Below are 21,514 nucleotides of genomic sequence, written 5' to 3' on the forward strand. Positions count from 1 at the left end.
ATGACGCTTTACTATGTCGGGATAGACGGTGGCGGTACTTCATGTCGAGCACGAATTCGCGATGCGGCAGGTCAGTTGGTCGGTGAAGCCAAAAGCGGCAGTGCCAATATCTTACTCGGTGTCAATGTCGCCATGGAGTCGATTATCGATGCGATTGCTCAGGCAGCCACGCTTGGTGGCCTGACAGAAGCCGATTTCAGCAAGATGCATGTGGGTTTAGCTTTAGCAGGGGCTGAGCAAAAGTCTGCATGGCAAGACTTTATGGCACAACCTCATCCTTTTGCTTCCGTCGTACTCAATACCGATGCATACGGTGCTTGTATCGGTGCCCATAACGGTGACGAAGGCGCCATTATGATTGCAGGTACGGGTTCGTGCGGTATCTATCTTAGCGGTAATCAGCAGCATGTGGTTGGAGGTCGTGAGTTTCCGATATCTGACCAAGGTGGTGGCGCAGTTATGGGTCTACGTCTAATTCAACAAGTATTGCTGGCTGACGATGGTATCGTCGAGAAAACGCCACTTGCCGAGCATGTTCTTGACCACTTCAACCATGATATCGACCAAATCGTCACATGGTCTAAAAGCGCGTTACCACGCGACTATGGTCAGTTTTCCCCTGCGATTTTCCACTATGCAACCCTAGGCGACAGCCTTGCTATCTCAATGCTTAAGCAGACGGCTGCTGACATTGAGATGTTCCTAGTCGCTCTACACCAAAAAGGAGCCACTCGTATCTGCTTGATGGGTAGCATTGCTGAGCGAATCAAGGCTTGGCTATCACCTCCGGTACAAGCTTGGGTGGTTGACGCTCAGTTTGATGCCATTGAAGGTGCCCTTATGTTCGCGGCTAAACCCGAACATAACTTGTATTAAGGATCTGTCATGAGCTTTCGTGTCGAACTCGCCGTTCTAGCTGAACAAAAACAGTTTTGTCGCTTTGGCTTAACTGTCCATAACCTTTCTGATCAGGATCTTGCTCAGTGGCAGATCCAATTCATTACTGATCGCTATATTCTGCCAGACAGTTTCACTAACGGGACGATCAAGCAGATCGGTAGTTTCTGCACCGTAGTGCCTGAATGTGACATTCTGACGGCTAATCAACACTACTACTGCGAGTTCAGCATCAACACGGCGCCATTGCGTTTTTACACTGATGGGTTCAAAGATGCCCTGATCATTGCCAACGACGGTGCAACGCAGTGCCCAGTAACCTTAACGCCGATAGCGCTTGCCTCTCCCTATAGAGAGCGCACCCAATTGCCAGAGGTCGAGAGTGCGTCAATTGCATTGATTCCTAGACCTCACAAAATTGAGCAACTGGACGGAAGTTTTCGACTGACTCGCTCCAGCCAAATAACATTGCAAACTTCGCTGGCAGAAAAAGCCGCGACGTGGCTGCAAGTTGAACTTGAGCGATTGTTTGAGTTTACAGTACAGACCATCGGGCAAAGCGATATCGTGTTTCGCAACAATCCAACCCTTGACGAAGGTGAATACCATCTTACCGTCAGTGGAACGGGGATCAGACTAGAATCAGGGTCACATGCAGGTTTTGTTCATGCCAGTGCCAGCTTGCTCCAACTCATTCAATTCAGTGAGCAAAATAAAGAGTTATCGGTACCTTATGTGAAAATTCATGATGAACCACGCTTTAAATACCGTGGCATGATGCTTGACTGTGCACGTCACTTTCACTCGGTGGATATGGTCAAACGGCTGATTAACCAATTGGCACACTACAAGTTTAATACCTTCCATTGGCATCTCACTGATGATGAGGGCTGGCGAATTGAAATAAAGGCATTTCCTCAACTAACCGAGTCGGGAGCCTACCGCGGTCCAGGTACCGTGCTGGAGCCACAATACAGTCACTTAAATCAACGTTACGGCGGTTACTACAACCAAGAGCAGATTAAGGACGTTATCGCTTACGCGCAAGAACGAGGCATCAACGTCATTCCGGAGATTGATATCCCTGGCCACTGCCGTGCGGCAATCAAATCACTACCAGAGTTGTTGTGTGATCCTGCTGATCAATCCCAATATCACAGTATTCAACATTATGACGATAACGTCCTATCACCAGCTTTGCCTGGCACTTATCAGTTTTTAGACAAGGTACTAGAAGAAGTTTCTGAACTCTTCCCTTCTCCTTGGGTACACATTGGTGCTGATGAAGTCCCTGCTGGTGTCTGGCTAGAAAGCCCTGCCTGTCAGGCGTTGATGGCTCAAGAGGGCTACCAAAACGCTAAAGAGCTGCAAGGACACCTACTCCGTTACGCAGAACAGAAACTGCGTTCACTGGGTAAACGTATGGTCGGATGGGAAGAGGCTCAACACGGTAATAAAGTCAGCAAAGACACGGTTATCTACTCTTGGCTGAGTGAAGAAGCGGCTCTTAACTGCGCTAAGCAAGGTTTTGACGTCATTCTCCAACCGGGTCAATCCACTTATCTCGACATGACTCAAGATTATCGTCCAGAAGAGCCTGGCGTTGATTGGGCGGCAGTGATCCCACTGGAGAACGCCTACCGCTATGAGCCATTGGCACAAGTGCCAGATACCGATCCGATTCGCAAACGTATTCTAGGAATTCAGTGTGCGCTGTGGAGTGAAATTGTCACTCACCAGTCACGATTGGATTACATGATATTCCCAAGACTCACTGCGCTGGCTGAAGCCTGCTGGACAGACAGAGCAGGCCGAGATTGGCTCGACTATCTATCACGGTTGAAAGGCCATTTACCTTTGCTCGACAAACAGCAAATCGAATATCGCCAACCGTGGAATTAACAAAGGTGCAAATGCATGGCATTTGCAGTTTTCTCTAGCATTAAAGTTTTGGCTACCAAAGTGGTAGCTTGGTAAAAAGGAAATTAACATGAAATACGGCTATTTCGATAACGACAATCGTGAATACGTCATTACTCGACCTGACGTCCCTGCACCATGGACGAACTATTTAGGCACAGAGAAATTCTGTACGGTTATCTCGCATAACGCGGGGGGATACTCTTTCTACAACTCGCCTGAATATAACCGTGTTACTAAATTCCGCCCGAACGCGACATTTGATCGCCCAGGGCACTATGTGTACCTGCGTGATGACGAAACTGGTGATTACTGGTCAATCTCATGGCAACCAGTCGCGAAAAGCCTAGACGAGGCGAACTATGAAGTTCGCCATGGTCTTTCATACTCGAAGTTCAAGTGTGAGTACAACGACATCACTGCAACCAAGACACTATTTGTTCCTAAAGGTGAAGATGCTGAAATTTGGGATGTTGTGATTAAGAACACTTCAGACAAGCCTCGCACTATCAGCGCCTTCTCGTTTGTTGAATTCTCATTTAGCCACATTCAGTCGGACAATCAGAACCACCAGATGTCTCTATACTCGGCAGGTACGGCATACAAAGATGGTGTGATTGAATACGACTTGTATTACAACACCAACGATTTTGAAGGATTCTACTACCTAGCTTCTACATTTGAACCAGACTCTTACGATGGTCAGCGTGACAGCTTCCTAGGTTTATACCGCGACGAAGCAAACCCGATTGCTGTAGAGACAGGTAAATGTTCGAACAGCGCTCAAACCTGTTACAACCACTGTGGTTCACTGCATAAACAATTCACGATTCAACCGGGTGAAGAAGTCCGTTTTGCTTACATTCTGGGTATCGGTAAAGGCAACGGCGAGCGCTTACGTGCTAAGTATCAGGATCTAGCAAACGTTGATGCAGCATTTGCTGGTATCAAAGCTCACTGGGACGAACGTTGTGCTAAGTTCCAAGTCAAGTCACCAAACGAAGGCCTCGATACCATGATCAATGCTTGGACTCTTTACCAAGCTGAAACATGTGTTGTCTGGTCTCGTTTTGCTTCCTTCATCGAAGTAGGTGGTCGTACTGGTCTTGGCTATCGTGATACCGCTCAGGATGCAATTTCAGTCCCACATGCCAACCCTGCGATGACACGCAAGCGCATTGTTGATCTTCTTCGCGGTCAGGTAAAAGCGGGATACGGTCTGCACCTATTCGATCCAGACTGGTTTGATCCTGAAAAAGCTGACGTTAAGCCTTCAAAATCACCAACAGTCGTACCGACACCATCAGATGAAGATAAGATCCATGGCATCGAAGATACTTGTTCTGACGATCATCTATGGCTCGTTCCTACCATCTGTAAATACGTAATGGAAACAGGTGAACACAGCTTCTTTGATCAAGTCATCCCATACGCAGATGGCGGTGAAGCAAGTGTTTACGACCATATGAAAGCCGCTTTAGATTTCTCTGCTGAGTACGTAGGTCAAACTGGCATCTGTAAAGGTCTGCGAGCAGACTGGAACGACTGTCTAAACCTAGGTGGCGGCGAATCTTCAATGGTTTCTTTCCTTCACTTCTGGGCACTGCAAGAGTTTATCGACCTTGCTAAATACCTTGGCAAAGACGCTGATGTGGCTAAGTACACTGAAATGGCGGCTAACGTACGTGAAGCGTGTGAAACTCACCTGTGGGATGACGAAGGTGGTTGGTACATCCGTGGTCTAACTAAGAACGGCGACAAGATTGGTACGGCACAACAGAAAGAAGGCCGTGTTCACCTAGAATCAAACACACTCGCGGTTCTATCTGGTGCGGTATCGCAAGAACGTGGTGAAAAAGCAATGGACGCCGTAGATGAGAACCTGTTCTCTGAATACGGTCTACACCTAAACTCACCATCATTTGCAACGCCAAACGACGATATCGGTTTTGTTACTCGCGTTTACCAAGGCGTGAAGGAAAACGGTGCGATCTTCTCGCATCCAAACCCTTGGGCATGGGTTGCTGAAGCTAAGCTAGGTCGCGGTGACCGTGCAATGAAGTTCTACGACGCACTGAACCCATATAACCAGAATGACATTATCGAAAAACGTATCGCTGAACCATACTCGTACGTTCAATTCATCATGGGTCGAGACCACCAAGATCATGGTCGTGCTAACCACCCTTGGTTAACAGGGACTTCTGGTTGGGCTTACTTTGCCGTGACCAACTTTATTCTGGGTGTGCGCACTGGCTTCGATGGTCTAACGATTGACCCTTGTATTCCAACTAGCTGGCCAGGCTTCGAAGTAACTCGTCAGTGGCTTGGCGCAACCTACAACATCAAGGTTGAAAACCCGAGCTCTGTAAGCAAAGGCATCAAGTCAATCACAGTGAACGGTCAGGCCGTGGAAGGAACATCTGTACCGGTTCAGCCTGAAGGCAGTGTAAACGACGTGGTGGTTGTGCTTGGTTAATCACCAGCAATGAGCCTCTTTCGAGAGGCTCATTACTTTCAATAAAGGATTATTCATATGATCAAATTTGGTACTGGTGGCTGGCGTGCATTCATAGGCGAAGAGTTCACCAAAGATAATGTCCGTTTAGTGGCACAAGCGGTTGCCAATATTATTAACCACGAGAACGTTGCCCAACGTGGCTTTGTGATCGGTTACGATCGACGTTTCCTGTCCGACAAAGCAGGACGCTGGTTCGCGGAAGTTCTCGCGGCTAACCGCATCAAGGTTAGCTTTATCGACAAGTTCGTTCCGACGCCAATCGTCATGTTCAAAGCTAAAGAGATGGGCTGCGCGTACTCTGCATGTATTACCGCATCTCATAACCCAGCCGATTACAACGGCATCAAAGTGTTTATTGAAGGCGGACGTGATGCGGATGAGATCATTACTGAAAAGATCGAGTCTCAAGTCGCCACCTTGACTCAACAACAAGTTCAATCCGTCGACTTTGAGCAAGCCGTGGAAGACAAGTTGATCGAAATTATCAATCCGATGAACGAATTCGTTGACTCGATCATCGACTTTATCGACATCGAGGCAATCAAAAAAGCCAATCTAAGAGTGTTGATCGATCCCATGTTTGGCGTTGCTAAGAATGCGCTGCAAACCGTGCTGATCAACGGTCGATGTGATGTTGATGTGATCAACGACGGTAAAAACCCAGACTTTGGTGGATTAATGCCGTCTCCAAGTGCCGCAACCTTGTACCGTCTAAAACACCTAGTCGCGGCTGAAGGATACGATATCGGCATTGGTACCGATGGTGACGCAGACCGTTTAGGCATTATCGATGAGAAAGGGAACTTTATTCATCCAAATGAAGTTCTGATGCTACTCTACTACTACTTGCTCGAATACAAAGGCTGGAAAGGCTCAGTCGTGCGTAATATTGCAACCACTCATCTGCTCGATAAGATCGCAGCTGATCATGGAGAGAAGAGCTTTGAGGTACCCGTTGGTTTCAAACACATTAGCTCACAGATGGAAGCCGATGACTCTCTTATCGGTGGCGAAAGCTCAGGTGGTTTAACGATTCGTGGTCACATCAAGGGCAAGGATGGCGTTTTTGCTTCAAGCTTACTGGTCGAAATGATCTCCGTTACAGGCAAAAAGCTTTCTGAGCTGCTTAACGAAATTTATGGTAAGTACGGCTATGCCTACACGGCGGAAGGCGATTGCACATTCAAGCCAGCGCAGAAACAAGCTCTGTACGACAAAATCTACGTAGAAAAACAACTGCCTCAATTTGAGTTCGAGATTGATAAAGTGAGCTACGAGGATGGGGCAAAAGTTTACTTTAAAAATGGTGGTTGGGTGATTGCACGTTTCTCTGGAACTGAACCACTACTGCGTATTTTTGCCGAAATGGAAGATAAACAGACAGCGGAATGTGTTCTTCAACAAGTCAAAGAGTTTTTGCAATTGTAATGCTCTCATGACCCATCCTACCCTATAGGTGAAGAACACTTGCCCGGCTTAATCGCCGGGCTTTTTTTGTTGCAACATCTTGGAGTTCTACACCGAAACCGCCGAAATTTCCGCTCTGATATTTTCATGATCTTTGCCAACTTCAATAACACCTTCATCATTAACTATTTGAGCCAACGGCTATTGCTCTGTGGTTAAGAAGACTATGATTATCCTCGAAATAGCATTAATCACATGTTTCCGGTGGAAGAACGTACGTTTTGCTTGAGTATTTCAATGTAAACTCTCTCTCAGATGTGCATTCTATGTAGTTTGATATTTTTACTTTATCCCTTAACGAGGTATCTACATAATGTCCTATCAGAGCACCAATTAATGCACCAAATAGCATTAACCTTAGAGTTAATCTAGGGAGTTGAATACCTGTGACAATATTGAGTAATGCCATTGGGATAGAAGGAAGGAAAAAACCAAATAATACAAATGACGATGTGTTGTTAAGGTATCCCGACACCTTTATTACGGGTTCAATTCCTACACCTTTCACGCTATGAATCAAATCATAAATTCCCAACCCACACCATGCCGAAAACCCTATAAAAAATATTAAAAATGTAAGCTTTTTTAATAAATCTATCATGCTAATCAATTAAAGACTCTACTGTTTCTTTCATAGGTTTGGTGAATTGGTGCTGATTATCCTCAAGATAACGTTAATCACATGTTTCCGGTGGAAGAGCGTACGTCTTGCTTGAGTACTTCAATGTAAACTCTCTCTCTGATGTACATTCGATATAGCCCTGTTCGTAGAGCTTTTCTTTTAATGCTACATTCATTCCCCAACCAAGGAAAAAAGAGATTATTGTTATTATACCGATAGCAATAAATACTATTTTGGGTATCCATGTTAATGTTCTTCCGGTCACAAACCCTATTGAGAACAGGATAAATATTCCACCAAAAAGGGCGAATCCTGCTAGTGATGAGGCATCGTTAATAGCTCCGCTAACCTTTATTAATTTACTTTGATTATTGAAGTCATTAATGATGTTTAATGATTGCTCCCAACATATCCAAACAAACGGTATTAGTCCGAGAATGAACAGAAAGGCTTTAACTCGACTAATTTTCATCAATTAATCTCTCCATTCCTCTTTTCATTGGATCTGTGAACTTGTATTGTTCATCTAATGTAGATACTTCATACCCAATGGCAAATACAGCTATAGCAAAAGCTCCAAGTAAAATAGCCGTTGGAGGAGTTAAAGCAAAAAACATAAGACCTGCTCTTAATATAAAAGTCCCCCCTTGAGCTATCACACCAGCAACCACACCCTTGGATATATCCGCAGTAAATTGCCCTACGACTTCACCGAGTGTCTTTTCATCATGAAGCATATAGTCAACCGCATTGACCGCACCACTAAACACGGCTTCGACATAAATGTTGCCTCTCAAAAAGCTGATATTGCCTTCAACAGTATTCAAGGCGTGACCAATTTTAAGCATTTGAGGCGTTGCCTCTTGCCAACGGATACCTAAGTCTAAATAGCGAGGTTTGTAGTTCTCAACGACTATATTCATCACGCCATTGATATTGACTGCTTTAGCCGTCGCACCCCACCCACCAAGCTCCTTGGCGACTTCATAAGCACCTTTCAGTCCCATTCCAACGCCAGTGTACTCTTTGCCTGTAGAAAGCTGTCCATGGGTATCTTTGATGAGTAAATCTAAATACTCATTGGCTTCTTCAATAGTAAGAATTGCAATGCTGACGTTCTCTTGCTGAGAGGTGTCCCACTGATATGTTTTAGCTTGCTTTTGTAAGTCTTTATTCCATTCGTTTTCAGCAAGATCATACGCTTGCTGCCCTGCAGAAAGTGAAGAGCTCGTACCTGAATAACGCCCTCCCATTGAACTTGCGACACTCTGATAAGTTGCCTCCATTTCTTGTGGACTGGCATGGGGTTTAAATCCATAAACCTGCCCATTACTTTGAGAGAATTTCATCGCTCCAGCAGAAGCAATGAGTGTATTTGAGCCCCAAGAACAATCACAAGCGACGATATCACCATGCAATGCGGCCTGAATATTATCGACAAAGACCGCAATCGCTTCTAAAGGAATGATTTCCCCTTGCCCTTTTTTGCAAGCGGGACACGTCGCTATCATTTTTATCTGCGTGACTCCTTCTCCCACATACATGACATTACCGACACCCGATGTCACGACACCTCCTGTCGTCGTTCTATCACCTTTGTGTATTAAACCTCGACCTTCTGCTTGTACTGACATTGTGAGTTCCTTGTTGACTATTTGCGCCTATCAAGGGCATTGGGAATTCGGAAAATATCCTACGTTAATTGACAATACCTGCCTGTTTTTATTCATTATGATTCGGCTTTATAGCGAGAAAGCGTTCTAGATACTGTTGGCCGTGATACGGAAAACAGCTCGGCTAGAGTATTGTCTTATTCCGTGCATTCGACACCGCTCCTTTTGCTGTTTAACTGAAAGTTTGGGCTGATTTCCTTTAGCTTGAGCAATCGCTCATTCCTTCACAGGTTTTCAAACCAATCAAGCCTGTTTCAAACTCAGCAACAGTAGCCAAAATATTAAAGAACATCTGCCCATTGGGTCTATTTGATTGTAAATACTTGATCTTTATGCCAGTTTCAAATCTCGATTTGGTCATATCTCGTCGGTGACTTTGTTGAAGACTATGAACTGATGGTGCCGTTTCAAGCATTACAAATGGTTGGGCATTAAGTCTCGTTCAGTCCGTATCGATGGCGTTGTCACTAGTATCAGACTGGAAGCGGTATTCTGGAAGAGAATAGAGGACATTGCGAGCGATGCGGATATCTCTGTCGCAGAATTTTTAACTCGAATTTACAATGAAGTGATACAACAAAGAGGTGAGTTGGGTGACTTCACCTCTTTGCTGCGTGTCGCGTGTACCACCTATCTAAATGGTGGCAAACGGATTCAGATTTAACCTAAATGGCTAAAACGCCAGTACGCCTTGCGTTTCCACTTTAACAGAGACTTGCTGACCAATACTCAAAGGTTCTGATGAGCTGGCAAGTAAACGGTGACCACCCGCGTCAATCACGTAACGGCAATGATCTCCCATAAACTGTTGCTCAAGCACGGTCACACTGCTCTCTTCTGCCGCACTGATCTGGACATGCTGAGGGCGAAGTAATAACTCGCAATGCTGACCGACTTCAATGTTCTGCTGTGCTTTCGCTTCTACCATGCCTAGCTGCGTCTCATATTCTGAATCAGAAGCCCGAGTCGCTTTGAGATAGCTACCACCACCCAAAAAGTCAGCAACAAACTTACTTGAAGGCTGATAGTAGAGCTCGCTAGCGGTACCATATTGCTCAATCACGCCATGGTTCATCACCGCCATTTTATCAGCGAAGGCGAAGGCTTCTTCACGGCTATGAGTAACGAAAATAGCAGTGACACCCTGTTTCTTAAAGATCTTACGAATCTCGCCAATTAACTCATGGCGCACCTGCGTATCAATATTAGAAAATGGTTCATCGAGCAGCAAAAGATCCGGTTTGTACGCTAGTGAACGCGCTATTGCCACCCGCTGTTGCTGGCCACCTGAGAGTTGGTGTGGGTATCGCTCACCGTAACCATTGAGATGCACTAACTCAAGCATCTCTTCCACTTTGGCTTGCTGTTCAGCAACCGACAGTTCACGTAACCCAAACGCAACGTTCTGAGCCACAGTAAGATGTGGAAACAGCGCATAATCCTGAAAGATCATACCAATATTACGCTGCTCAGGAGGAAGCCAGTTATTGCCATCATCGATCAGCATGCAATTTAGGCTCATCACTCCAGAACTTAATGGCAACAAGCCTGCAATCGCTTTCAATAGTGTTGTTTTACCGCAGCCACTTGCCCCAAGTAGACAAACAATTTCCCCCTGCTCCACTTCGAGAGAAAGTGACTCAAGAACTGTCGTCTCTTGATCGTACTTACACGTTAAGTTTTGTATTGATAGGGCACAGCTCATCAGTGTGAATGCTCCAGTGAACGGTTAACAATAACTAAAGGGACAAGACCAACTAAAACCAGTAGCACGGCTGGTAGCGCCGCTAACTCTAACTTCTCATCAGACGCGAAGTTATAAACATAAGTCGCCAATGTTTCAAAGTTAAATGGTCGTAGCAATAAAGCGGCGTTTAGCTCTTTCATTGACTCAATAAAGACCAGCAAAGCCGCTATCAGCGCCCCACGACGAACAAGAGGCAAATGAACTCGTCTTAACATCTCGTTGGCGTTACATCCCATAGTGCGTGATGCCATATCAAGAGACGGTGAAACTTTGCTTAAACTGCTTTCAATACTGCCAATCGCCACAGCAGAAAAACGCACCACCATCGCAAAAACAATCGCAAACATTGAGCCAGAGAAAATCAATCCTGGACGCTCCCACTCCATGTACTTTGCAACATCATTGACTAAGTGGTCCATAGACAATACCGGAACCATAACACCAATGGCTAAAACCGTTCCTGGAACAGCATAGCCCATCGACGATAGGCGCATAAAGGCTAAGCTTTGACGGCTAGGGTTGACACGCTGAGAAAAATTAACGATCAACGCAACCATTACACCAATGAATGCCGCCGCAAGAGATACGTAAAGACTATTTAACGCATATTCGCGGAACTCAGCCGTCCAACTCTGTGCAAAATACTTATATGCGTAGATAAGCAACTGACCAAGAGGGAGAATGAATGCCACGCAAACCAGCCCCCAACACCATGTTAGCGCCAACCACTTTTTCCACCCGACAAGCTCGTAACGAAAATCTTCACGGCTACTAAACTGACTCTGAAATAGCTTCTGTTTTCTACGGCTATAGCGTTCTGCACTTAAGAGTAAAATCACCACCACCAGCATAATGGCTGAAATTTTTGCCGCCGCAGTGAGGCTCGAATAGCCTAACCAAGTGTCATAAACCGCGGTGGTTAATGTATTGACTGCAAAATAGCTAACCGTTCCAAAATCACCCACGGTTTCCATTGCCACCAAAGAGAGGCCGACGGCTATCGAGGGGCGTGCAAGAGGAAGCGAGATACGACGGAAACTTTCCCACGGTGAACACTTGAGCAATCGAGCCGATTGTAGCAAAGAGACATTCTGCTCCATAAACGCGGCACGACATAATAAGTAGACGTATGGGTAGAGCACCAGTGACAGTACAATAGTCGCTCCTGTCAGTGTTCGAATATCAGGAAACCAATACTCACCAGGTCCCCACCCTGTCAGATCACGGAGAAAAATCTGTACCGGACCTGCAAAGTCAAACCAGTCCGTAAAGATATAACCGACGATATAGCCAGGCATCGCCAGTGGTAACACCAATGCCCATTGTAAAATGCGTTCACTCGGAAGGCGGCACATCGCCATAATCCAAGCCGATGGAATACCAAGCACCAAGGATAGCAAGATCGTACCTAAAACAAGAACGACGGTGTTATACGCATAGGTCGGCATTACCGTTGACATCAAATGACTAAAAAGCTCATTTGTTTCGCCCACAGCAGTAGTGAATATCGCTAAGATCGGCAAAACCAGTAGTAAAGCAAGCGCTCCACTACTGGTTTTCCATAGGTAATTTTTTTCTTTCATCGCCTAATTACAACGAGGCTGTATGAAACATAAATGCAGTTGCAAATACATCTCATATCCCTTTGATAGTTTAAGGGTATTTATACCCATATACTCAAAGGAGTTCAAGGTGAACTGCTCTTAGCCGTGAGTATAAAAACAAACAACCCCAAGTAACTTAACGAAAAGCGACTTGAGGCTGTATTTTAGTCAGTCATATTCGACTCACTACCTAAAACTATTATAGGTCGAACTTCACTTCGTCTAGCAGTTTGATTGCTGCTTCGTGGTAGTTAGCAACGTCATCTAGAGAAATCGTGTCAGGCTTGAAGTCACCCCAAGATGCCACTAGCTCAGAACGCTTAACACCCTCTTTTACTGGGTATTCGTAGTTAACTTCTGCGTACATGCTTTGTGCTGTATCACCCGCTAGAAACTCCATAAGTTTCTGAGCGTTTTCTTTATTTGGTGCGTACTTAGCCATTGCCATACCAGAGATATTTACGTGGGTACCTGTTGTTTTCTGGTTAGGGAAGTTAATGTAAACCGCGTCAGCCCAAGCTTTTTGCTCAGCATCGTTAATCATGTTACCTAGGTAGTAGCTGTTACCTAGAGAAACATCACATAGACCTTCTTTGATCGCTTTAACTTGTGCACGGTCGTTACCTTGAGGTTTACGTGCTAGGTTCGCTTTTACGCCTTCCAACCACTCTTTCGTCGCAGCTTCACCTTCGTGAGCAATCATCGCAGAAACTAGAGATACGTTGTATGGGTGCTTACCGCTACGTGTACAAATTTTGCCTTTAAATTCAGGCTTAGCTAGGTCTGCGTATGTAAAGTCTTCACCTAGACGACCAACACGGTCACGAGAAGAGTAAACGCTACGAGTACGAGTTGTTAGAGCAAACCACTCGTTATTGGTATCTTGGTATTGAGCAGGGATGTTCTTTTCTAGCACTTCACTCTCTACAGCTTGAACTAAGTTTTTCTTAGTCAGCTCAGAAAGACGGCTAATATCAACGGTTAGGATAACGTCTGCTGGGCTGTATTCACCCTCTTGCGCTAGCTTCTCTGCCAGACCTGTCTTAGCAAACTTAACGTTTACTTTGATACCAGTTTCTTTTGTGAACTCGTTGAACATTGGCTCAACTAGGAATGGCTGGCGGTAAGAGTACACGTTAACTTCTTCTGCAGCCATCGCAGCTGAAGGAGCAATTGTTGCACATGCTAATGCAGAAAGAGTTAGCAGCTTTTTCATTGGTTCAATCCTTTAGTATTCGAAATGATAACGTTTATCAGTTGCGTTATTATATTCATCATAGTCGAGAAAACAATGATGAAAAACAAAAAAACCTGCTCATTTGAGCAGGTTTTTGATAAGTTTATTTGTAACTGTTTGTTACGTCACATCTAGTATAATTACTTCACTGTCACGAATTCAGGGTAAGCACCTACGCCACAGTCATGCATATCCATGCCTTCCATCTCTTCATCTTCAGAGACGCGAATACCCATAGTAGCTTTCAGTACTGCCCACACCGCAAGGCTTGCACCAAATACCCAAGCGAAGATAACTCCAGCACCAAGAAGCTGTGCACCAAATGAGGCATCACCATTGCTTAGTGGAACAACCATCAGGCCGAAGAAACCACATACACCGTGAACCGAAATCGCACCAACTGGATCATCAATCTTCAGTTTGTCCAAGCCGATGATGCTGAACACTACGAGCGCTCCCGATACCGAGCCAATCGCAACCGCATACAGTGGCGATGGAGAGAGAGGATCCGCAGTAATAGCGACTAGACCTGCTAACGCACCATTTAGAATCATCGTAAGGTCGGCTTTACCCCAAGTGGTCTTACATACAAGCAGTGCTGCAATGGCACCCGCCGCTGCTGCTGCGTTAGTGTTCAGGAAGATCTGACCGACTGCGGTCGCATTTTCAAAGTCTGACACCATCAACTGTGAGCCACCGTTGAAGCCAAACCAACCAAACCACAGGATGAATGTACCCAGTGTCGCTAGCGGCATGTTAGAACCAGGAATTGGGTAGATTTCACCATTTTTACCGTACTTACCTTTACGTGCACCCAGTAGTAGAACACCCGCTAGTGCTGCTGATGCGCCCGCCATGTGTACGATACCTGAACCTGCAAAGTCACTGAATCCCGCTTCAGATAGGAAACCTCCGCCCCAAGTCCAGTAGCCTTCCATTGGGTAGATAAACGCTGTCAGTACCGCAGAGAAGATAAGGAATGACCAAAGCTTCATACGCTCAGCAACCGCTCCTGAGACTACTGACATCGCTGTAGCAACGAAAACTACTTGGAAGAAAAAGTCAGATTCAAGTGAATGATCCGCGCCCTCTCCTTGTGTACCAATCAAGGCACCAAATGATGGTAGCCAACCACCTTCGCCGTTATCGACATACATGATGTTGTAGCCAACGACTAAATAGGTGGTACATGCGATCGCGTACAAGCAGACGTTCTTAGTTAGAATTTCTGTCGTGTTTTTTGAACGAACAAGACCCGCCTCCAACATTGCAAAACCTGCGGCCATCCACATAACCAACGCACCTGAAATGAGGAAGAAAAAGGTGTCTAGTGCGTAACGTAACTCTGTTACTGTTGTCGTTAATTCCATCGTATTATCTCCAGTCCTTTGAATTCTTAAAGTGCTTCAACGTCCATTTCACCCGTGCGGATGCGAACCGCCTGACTCAGGTCATAGACAAAAATCTTGCCGTCACCGATTTTTCCCGTGTGCGCAGCTTTAGATATCGCCTCAATGACGCGGTCTACATTTTCTGCCTGTGTCGCTATCTCTAACTTTACCTTTGGTAGGAAGTCGACTTGATATTCCGCACCACGATAAAGCTCGGTGTGTCCTTTCTGACGGCCAAAGCCTTTCACTTCTGAAACCGTCATCCCTTCGATACCGACATCAGCAAGCGCTTCTCGAACATCGTCTAATTTAAATGGTTTGATAATCGCGTTTATAAGTTTCATTGCATCCTCTCTGAAGCTGTCATCCTTTTTGTTATTAAGTAATCCAAGCTGCGTGCCAAGTTTTTAAGTTATTGATAATTAATAAAAACACATAAAATTCATGACCTGATAACAAAAAAGGCGCACCATTTAGGTGCGCCTTGCTCACAATTTTAAGGCAAGCGCTCAATCGCTCACCATAGAAGTGCATTACTTGGTCGTCAGGAATGTTTTCCACTGTGCGATCAGATCTTCAAAGTCCTCAATACCGCAACTTGCCGTGCTTTCACTATCATAAAAGTCAAACTCACTATCACTGTCCATTTCCTGCCCATGAGCCAGCACGTTTTCTTGAACAATGACCTCATCGCCTTGAATACTCAGTGAGATCTCGGTTCCTTCGAGTTGGTGTTCCAGTTGAGGATTTAAGCGAGCGTTTTCGATCAAGCGTTCGACTTGTTCGATTTTATGCCAGTCTTTACTGACTTCTTCTTGCAACCAGCGACCTACGATTTCATGCCCCATACTGGACTTAACATAGTATTCGCCCATGAGGGTATTTCTAATAAATTCAAATTCCATAGGACGCCTCTGTATATTCCACCAAACTTAATCGGCGGCAGTATACAGGGTCAAGAATCGAGAATCGAGAATCGAGAATCGAGAATCGAGAATCGAGAAAATTATGGCTTGTTAAGGGCTGGTTCTGTCAACACCTTGTGGAGGTAAGGTTCAATCACTTCACTACTCGCCCATCTCTCGAAGGGCGAAGCACGGCCTAAATTCTCGCAGGGCGAAGCCCGCTCTCACAGTGAAGCGTTCTCTGAGGGGAAGCCCGAAAAAAAGCGCCCACCTTGCGGTGGGCGCTTTCTCAGCAATTCAGTATTCCACAGCTTGTTAAGCTGGCTCTTGGAAAATCACTGTATCTGCTTTTGCCGTGTACTGAGACATCTTATGGAAGTTCAAGTAACGGTATGTATCCGCTGCCGTTGCATCAATCTTAGATGCGTACTCTAAGTACTCTTCTTTCGTTGGGATACGGCCAAGAATCGCACCCACCGCAGAAAGTTCAGCAGAAGCTAGGTAAACATTCGCACCTGTACCTAGACGGTTCGGGAAGTTACGAGTCGACGTAGACATCACTGTCGACTTATCAGCAACACGTGCCTGGTTACCCATACATAGTGAACATCCCGGAGTTTCAATACGAACCCCAGCACGGCCAAAGATACCGTAGTAACCTTCTTCAGTTAGCTGATCCTTATCCATCTTAGTTGGTGGAGCAACCCACAGACGAGTGCTAAGAGAACCATTGAACTCTTCTAACATCTTACCCGCAGCACGGAAGTGACCAATGTTAGTCATACAAGAACCGATAAACACTTCTTGGATCTCAGTACCTTGGACGTCAGACAGTAGACGAGCGTCATCTGGGTCATTAGGTGCACATAGGATTGGCTGGTCGATGTCAGCAAGATCGATTTCGATAACGTGAGCGTACTCTGCATCAGAGTCAGCTGTCAGCAATTCAGGATTTGCTAACCACTCTTCCATCCCTTTAATACGACGCTCAATAGTACGTACATCACCGTAACCTTCCGCGATCATCCACTTAAGCATAGTGATGTTCGAGTTTAGGTACTCTTCGATAGACTCTTTTGAAAGCTTCACTGTACAGCCAGCTGCACTGCGCTCTGCCGAGGCATCAGAAAGCTCAAATGCCTGCTCTACAGATAGATGCTCAACACCTTCAATCTCTAGAATACGACCTGAGAATTCATTGATCTTACCTGCTTTTTCAACCGTCAATAGACCTTGCTGAATTGCGTAGTAAGGAATGGCATGTACTAGGTCACGTAGAGTGATACCTGGCTGCATTTCACCTTTAAAGCGAACCAAAATTGACTCTGGCATATCCAGTGGCATTACACCAGTCGCGGCTGCAAATGCAACAAGACCAGAACCTGCTGGGAACGAGATACCTAGAGGGAAACGAGTATGCGAGTCACCACCTGTACCGACAGTATCAGGCAATAGCATACGGTTTAGCCATGAGTGGATAACACCGTCACCAGGACGTAGAGAGACACCACCACGGTTCATGATGAAATCTGGTAGCGTGTGGTGAGTGTTAACGTCAACAGGTTTCGGGTACGCAGATGTGTGACAGAATGACTGCATCACAAGATCCGCAGAGAAGCCAAGACACGCGAGGTCTTTTAGCTCATCACGCGTCATTGGGCCAGTTGTATCCTGTGAACCTACTGTTGTCATCTTAGGTTCGCAGTACTGACCTGCGCGAACACCTTCAACGCCACACGCTTTACCAACCATCTTCTGAGCTAGCGTGTAGCCTTTGGTTGAAGCTGAAGGATCGACTGGCTTAGCAAACAAATCCGTTTCGCCTAAACCAAGCGATGCACGTGCACGGCTTGTTAGACCACGACCGATAATCAGAGGGATACGCCCACCAGCGCGAACTTCATCAAGCAGAACTTTACCTAGCTCAAAGCTAGAAATTTCAACGCCATCTTTACGAACAACACCTTCATAAGGGTAGATATCAATCACATCACCCATGTTCATGTCTTGCACGTTCAGTTCGATAGGTAGTGCACCAGAATCTTCCATTGTGTTGTAGAAGATTGGGGCAATCTTACCACCCAGACACACGCCACCTGTGCGTTTGTTTGGTACGTAAGGAATATCTTCACCCATAAACCAAAGCACAGAGTTTGTCGCTGATTTACGAGAAGAACCTGTACCAACAACGTCACCAACATAAGCAAGTGGGATGCCGTCTTTTTGTAGTTCTTCGATCTGGCTAATAGGACCAACGCTGCCTGGTTGATCTGGGTTGATACCTTCACGTTCCATTTTTAGCATCGCTTTTGCGTGCACTGGAATATCAGGACGAGACCAAGCATCTGGTGCTGGAGATAAGTCATCAGTGTTCGTTTCACCGGTAACTTTGAATACTTTAACAGTAATTTTTTCCGCTACTTTCTCTTTAGCCGTAAACCACTCAGCATCCGCCCAAGATTGTAGGACTTGCTTAGCTGAATCATTACCTGCTTTTGCTTTCTCTTCTACATCATAGAAAGCATCAAACATCAGTAGAGTATGAGAAAGCGCTTTAACAGCGATAGGAGCCAACTCAGCGTCATCTAGCAGAGAGACTAATGGCTCAATGTTGTAACCACCTTGCATAGTGCCAAGCAGCTCCGCCGCTTTTGCTTTGCTGACAAGTGGTGATGAAACCTCACCTTTAGTGATAGCGGTTAAGAAACCTGCTTTAACATACGCAGCTTCGTCTACACCTGGTGGGATACGGTTTTCTAGGAGGTCAAGAATAAACTCTTCTTCACCTTGAGGCGGGTTCTTCAGAAGTTCCACAAGGCCTGCAACTTGCTCGGCATCTAGTGGTTTAGGAACAACTCCTTCGGCAGCACGCTCTTCGACGTGTTTACGGTAGGCTTCAAGCACGACTTTTTCCTCTCATTGCGGTTCCTCCCTCTTATTGCTATTTGTTCAAAGAATAAGGGAGTGAACATCCTTGGAAACTTGGCTCTCCATGCCATATTTTTCATTCAATCTTGACTGAGAAACAGTGCCAGAGAGGCCAAACTGTGGGCGGTAGAATAGCAAATTTAACCTTAAATTAAAATCTCATCATTTTGACCAACATAGCAACTTAAGACTAAAGTTCTATGATTTTCACTGGTCAATCCCGCCTATTCCCATACTTTGAGAATGGCGGAAATGGACATATAAACACCAGAGCTACTTAAAGGTAGTACCGATAATTAGGTAGTATGAATCATAGTCATTTTCGGTACGCCCGTAACCAAACATAACCGGCCCAATCGGTGAGTCAACCCCTGCAAATACAGAACCTGCGGTATACAAAGGTGCTTCGTTGATTTCGAGATCCGGATCAGACCAAACCCCACCATACTCAAGCGATGCACCGACATAAAACGGGGAGCTAAACAGGCCAAAGTCGTTGTCAAACCAGCGATAGCGGTAAACCACGCTACCAAACACTTTATTCTGACCAATTAAGCTGTTTCTTGGGACACCAGATAAGTTAAGAAAGCCACCAATCTCTTCAGGATCAATTGGCACCGAAGAATTCTTACTCTCTACAAAACCCAGATCGACATTTGCGACCAAAGTATGGCGTGAAAACGTATGTGCAGCGATCATTTTCGCTCCGATTTCATACGATGTGTCTTCAACTCTCTGGTTCTCAACCAACACACTATCACCGACGCTTTTGTCGTGTGAGACGAGATAATTGAGATCCAAGTAAAAACCAGAGCGCGGAAAACTGTAGTTGTCGAGAGTATCAATCCGATAGTTCGCAAACGCCCCTAAGCGATGAAACGCAACATCACCAAAACTAGGTAAAGTCGAGAGTGTGCTCTTGCCATCGGTGTACCTTACCCCTGCCATGAAACGTCGCCACAAGGTATCTTGATAACCAATCGCCCACTGGCTAACCCACTCAGTATACGCAACTGGTACGTAATTCTTGGTTGCCTCTAGGCTTGTATCATCAAAGCCAGTCACTGGCGCATTACGTTTTTCATTGCTGTACGTGAGAGCTAACGTTGTAAAGGTCTTTTGGCTCGAAAAGAATGGCGAGAAAAACTCCGCTTCGATGAGCTTATCTGTACCGATTTCAAAATTGGTACGTAACTCTGCGCCATGGGAGTTGAGGTCGGTAAAATTGGTCGACACACCAATGGAATACTGGCTATCGGTTGAAAAATCATCTTCAAGGAAAAAACGGAAGTTTACGTAATTCGGTCCCCAAGACTTCTCATCAACATCAACGATCAGGGCATCTTGCCCGTCGACTTCATCATAGCGATAAGTCACTAGTTCAAAACGGTCTAAAGCGTAAAGATCTTGGATACTTTTCTCAACCTGATCCAAGGTGTACTGCTTACCCGCTTCAAGCTCAAGACGGTTTTCAAGAAGGGTGTCTGTATAGTGGGTGTTATTATTGATGACCACTTTATCAACGGTAATTTCATCACCATATCGCAGTTCACGTCGGACATTCTGTTTCTGTTCAATATAGTGTTGATAGTCTGCCGTGGATAGGCTCAGTTTCTGCAACTCTGCTTTCCTCGCCATCGTTGCCTGATAACCTTTTTCAAATGCCTGCGGCATTTTATCAAACTCAGTGGTCTCCATATCGCCAACATCAGGCTGCAAGAAAAAGTCTTTGTCTGTTAGTAATTCAGCCTGACGAGCTGTCGTACTGCGGACCAAATAGTTGGAGAGTTGGTCTGCCACCGTTAGGAACGTGGTGAAGTCTTCTTCATTTTTGTATTCCGTACCGATATCAACCGCGATAACAATATCAGCCCCCAAGTCACGCGCAACGTCTACTGGCATATTGTTCGTCACGCCACCATCCACCAACATCTTACCATTGAGTTGGTAAGGAGGCAGTGCGCCGGGAACCGACATACTGGCCATCATGGCATCAACCAGATAGCCCTGACTGATCACAACTGGTTTCAGTTCAATAATATCGGTCGCGACAGAACGGTAGGGAATGGCGAGATCATCAAAAGAATCAAATGGAGGTAAATTGCCCGTCGTTTCACGGAGCAATTTAAGCATTCCCTGCCCCTGCACTATCCCACGACTAGCTCGAACCTCCCCCCAGCGTAAACCAAGGTCAGTGGTTAACTGATATCTATCTTCGTATTCCTTGTCCTGTACTTTTCGCTGACTGCGGTCGACTCGATCTCGATAACCACTGTTCCAGTCAACGGTATCAATGAAAGACTCGATTTCATCGGCGCTCATACCGGTCGCATACAAGCCCCCTACATAAGAGCCCATACTGGTACCAGTGATTACATCAACAGGCACCCTTAGTTCTTCAAGCGCTTTTAGCACACCAATATGCGCTGCGCCTTTCGCGCCTCCACCAGCTAAAACAACTGCTACTTTGGGCCGCGTATCAGGTTGCGGCTCTGTCTGTGCTATCGCATTAAAGGCAACGCTTCCAAACAAGCATAATAGGAGGCCTGCTAATTTTTTCACGATACAAATCCCTTTCTACAGTCGTTCTAACGTTTATACT

The 21,514-nt window shown here is 45.6% G+C and carries 16 protein-coding genes; 5 read left to right on the plus strand and 11 right to left on the minus strand.

The window, feature by feature from the left end; genetic code table 11:
* From ACQEXT_RS06395 to ACQEXT_RS06410, 4 genes are all read left to right on the plus strand, one after another.
* Positions 1 to 876 (plus strand): N-acetylglucosamine kinase, encoded by an 876-nt coding sequence (locus ACQEXT_RS06395; protein WP_331416885.1) that lies wholly within the window; start codon positions 1 to 3, stop codon positions 874 to 876.
* Between the two features lie 9 nt (positions 877 to 885).
* Positions 886 to 2,799, plus strand: a complete 1,914-nt coding sequence (locus ACQEXT_RS06400; protein ID WP_426951120.1) for a beta-N-acetylhexosaminidase — start codon at positions 886 to 888, stop codon at positions 2,797 to 2,799.
* Positions 2,800 to 2,887: 88 nt separating this feature from the next.
* Entirely contained in the window at positions 2,888 to 5,296 is a 2,409-nt protein-coding gene (locus ACQEXT_RS06405) for a GH36-type glycosyl hydrolase domain-containing protein (protein WP_138972158.1), read from the plus strand.
* 57 nt (positions 5,297 to 5,353) lie between these two features.
* Positions 5,354 to 6,766, plus strand: coding sequence for a phosphoglucomutase/phosphomannomutase family protein (locus ACQEXT_RS06410; protein ID WP_138972159.1), 1,413 nt, complete (start codon positions 5,354 to 5,356; stop codon positions 6,764 to 6,766).
* 226 nt (positions 6,767 to 6,992) lie between these two features.
* Here ACQEXT_RS06410 and ACQEXT_RS06415 read toward each other — a convergent pair whose 3' ends face one another.
* The 3 genes from ACQEXT_RS06415 to ACQEXT_RS06425 all read right to left on the minus strand — a co-directional run bounded on the left by ACQEXT_RS06415 (position 6,993) and on the right by ACQEXT_RS06425 (position 9,061).
* Complete coding sequence (locus ACQEXT_RS06415) at positions 6,993 to 7,406, minus strand: hypothetical protein (RefSeq protein ID WP_426951122.1); 414 nt, start codon at positions 7,404 to 7,406, stop codon at positions 6,993 to 6,995.
* 73 nt (positions 7,407 to 7,479) lie between these two features.
* On the minus strand, positions 7,480 to 7,899 hold the full coding sequence (locus ACQEXT_RS06420) for a hypothetical protein (RefSeq protein WP_426951124.1): 420 nt from the start codon (positions 7,897 to 7,899) through the stop codon (positions 7,480 to 7,482).
* Entirely contained in the window at positions 7,889 to 9,061 is a 1,173-nt protein-coding gene (locus ACQEXT_RS06425; protein ID WP_426951126.1) for a PAAR domain-containing protein, read from the minus strand. Before ACQEXT_RS06425 ends, ACQEXT_RS06420 begins: the two co-directional genes overlap by 11 nt.
* Before the next feature lie 463 nt (positions 9,062 to 9,524).
* Here ACQEXT_RS06425 and ACQEXT_RS06430 point away from each other — a divergent pair, with 463 nt between their 5' ends.
* On the plus strand, positions 9,525 to 9,764 hold the full coding sequence (locus ACQEXT_RS06430) for a ribbon-helix-helix domain-containing protein (RefSeq protein WP_426951127.1): 240 nt from the start codon (positions 9,525 to 9,527) through the stop codon (positions 9,762 to 9,764).
* 9 nt (positions 9,765 to 9,773) lie between these two features.
* Here ACQEXT_RS06430 and ACQEXT_RS06435 read toward each other — a convergent pair whose 3' ends face one another.
* From ACQEXT_RS06435 to ACQEXT_RS06470, 8 genes are all read right to left on the minus strand, one after another.
* Positions 9,774 to 10,805, minus strand: a complete 1,032-nt coding sequence (locus ACQEXT_RS06435; protein WP_426951129.1) for an ABC transporter ATP-binding protein — start codon at positions 10,803 to 10,805, stop codon at positions 9,774 to 9,776.
* On the minus strand, positions 10,805 to 12,430 hold the full coding sequence (locus ACQEXT_RS06440; protein ID WP_426951130.1) for an ABC transporter permease: 1,626 nt from the start codon (positions 12,428 to 12,430) through the stop codon (positions 10,805 to 10,807). Before ACQEXT_RS06440 ends, ACQEXT_RS06435 begins: the two co-directional genes overlap by 1 nt.
* A gap of 220 nt (positions 12,431 to 12,650) precedes the next feature.
* Positions 12,651 to 13,667, minus strand: coding sequence for a Fe(3+) ABC transporter substrate-binding protein (locus tag ACQEXT_RS06445; protein ID WP_269377444.1), 1,017 nt, complete (start codon positions 13,665 to 13,667; stop codon positions 12,651 to 12,653).
* A gap of 161 nt (positions 13,668 to 13,828) precedes the next feature.
* Positions 13,829 to 15,058: an ammonium transporter gene (locus ACQEXT_RS06450; RefSeq protein ID WP_138973128.1), complete on the minus strand. Its 1,230-nt coding sequence runs from the start codon at positions 15,056 to 15,058 to the stop codon at positions 13,829 to 13,831.
* Positions 15,059 to 15,084: 26 nt separating this feature from the next.
* Positions 15,085 to 15,423: a P-II family nitrogen regulator gene (gene glnK / locus ACQEXT_RS06455; protein ID WP_331427979.1), complete on the minus strand. Its 339-nt coding sequence runs from the start codon at positions 15,421 to 15,423 to the stop codon at positions 15,085 to 15,087.
* A gap of 189 nt (positions 15,424 to 15,612) precedes the next feature.
* Entirely contained in the window at positions 15,613 to 15,984 is a 372-nt protein-coding gene (locus ACQEXT_RS06460; protein ID WP_426951131.1) for a YacL family protein, read from the minus strand.
* Between the two features lie 315 nt (positions 15,985 to 16,299).
* Positions 16,300 to 18,888: a bifunctional aconitate hydratase 2/2-methylisocitrate dehydratase gene (acnB, locus tag ACQEXT_RS06465; protein WP_269377448.1), complete on the minus strand. Its 2,589-nt coding sequence runs from the start codon at positions 18,886 to 18,888 to the stop codon at positions 16,300 to 16,302.
* A gap of 297 nt (positions 18,889 to 19,185) precedes the next feature.
* A complete protein-coding gene (locus tag ACQEXT_RS06470) occupies positions 19,186 to 21,477 on the minus strand; it encodes a patatin-like phospholipase family protein (RefSeq protein WP_426951147.1) in 2,292 nt (763 codons plus the stop codon).
* Positions 21,478 to 21,514 lie beyond the last annotated feature (37 nt).

This window comes from Vibrio sp. TRT 29B02 (genome assembly GCF_050113655.1).
GTDB lineage: Bacteria > Pseudomonadota > Gammaproteobacteria > Enterobacterales > Vibrionaceae > Vibrio.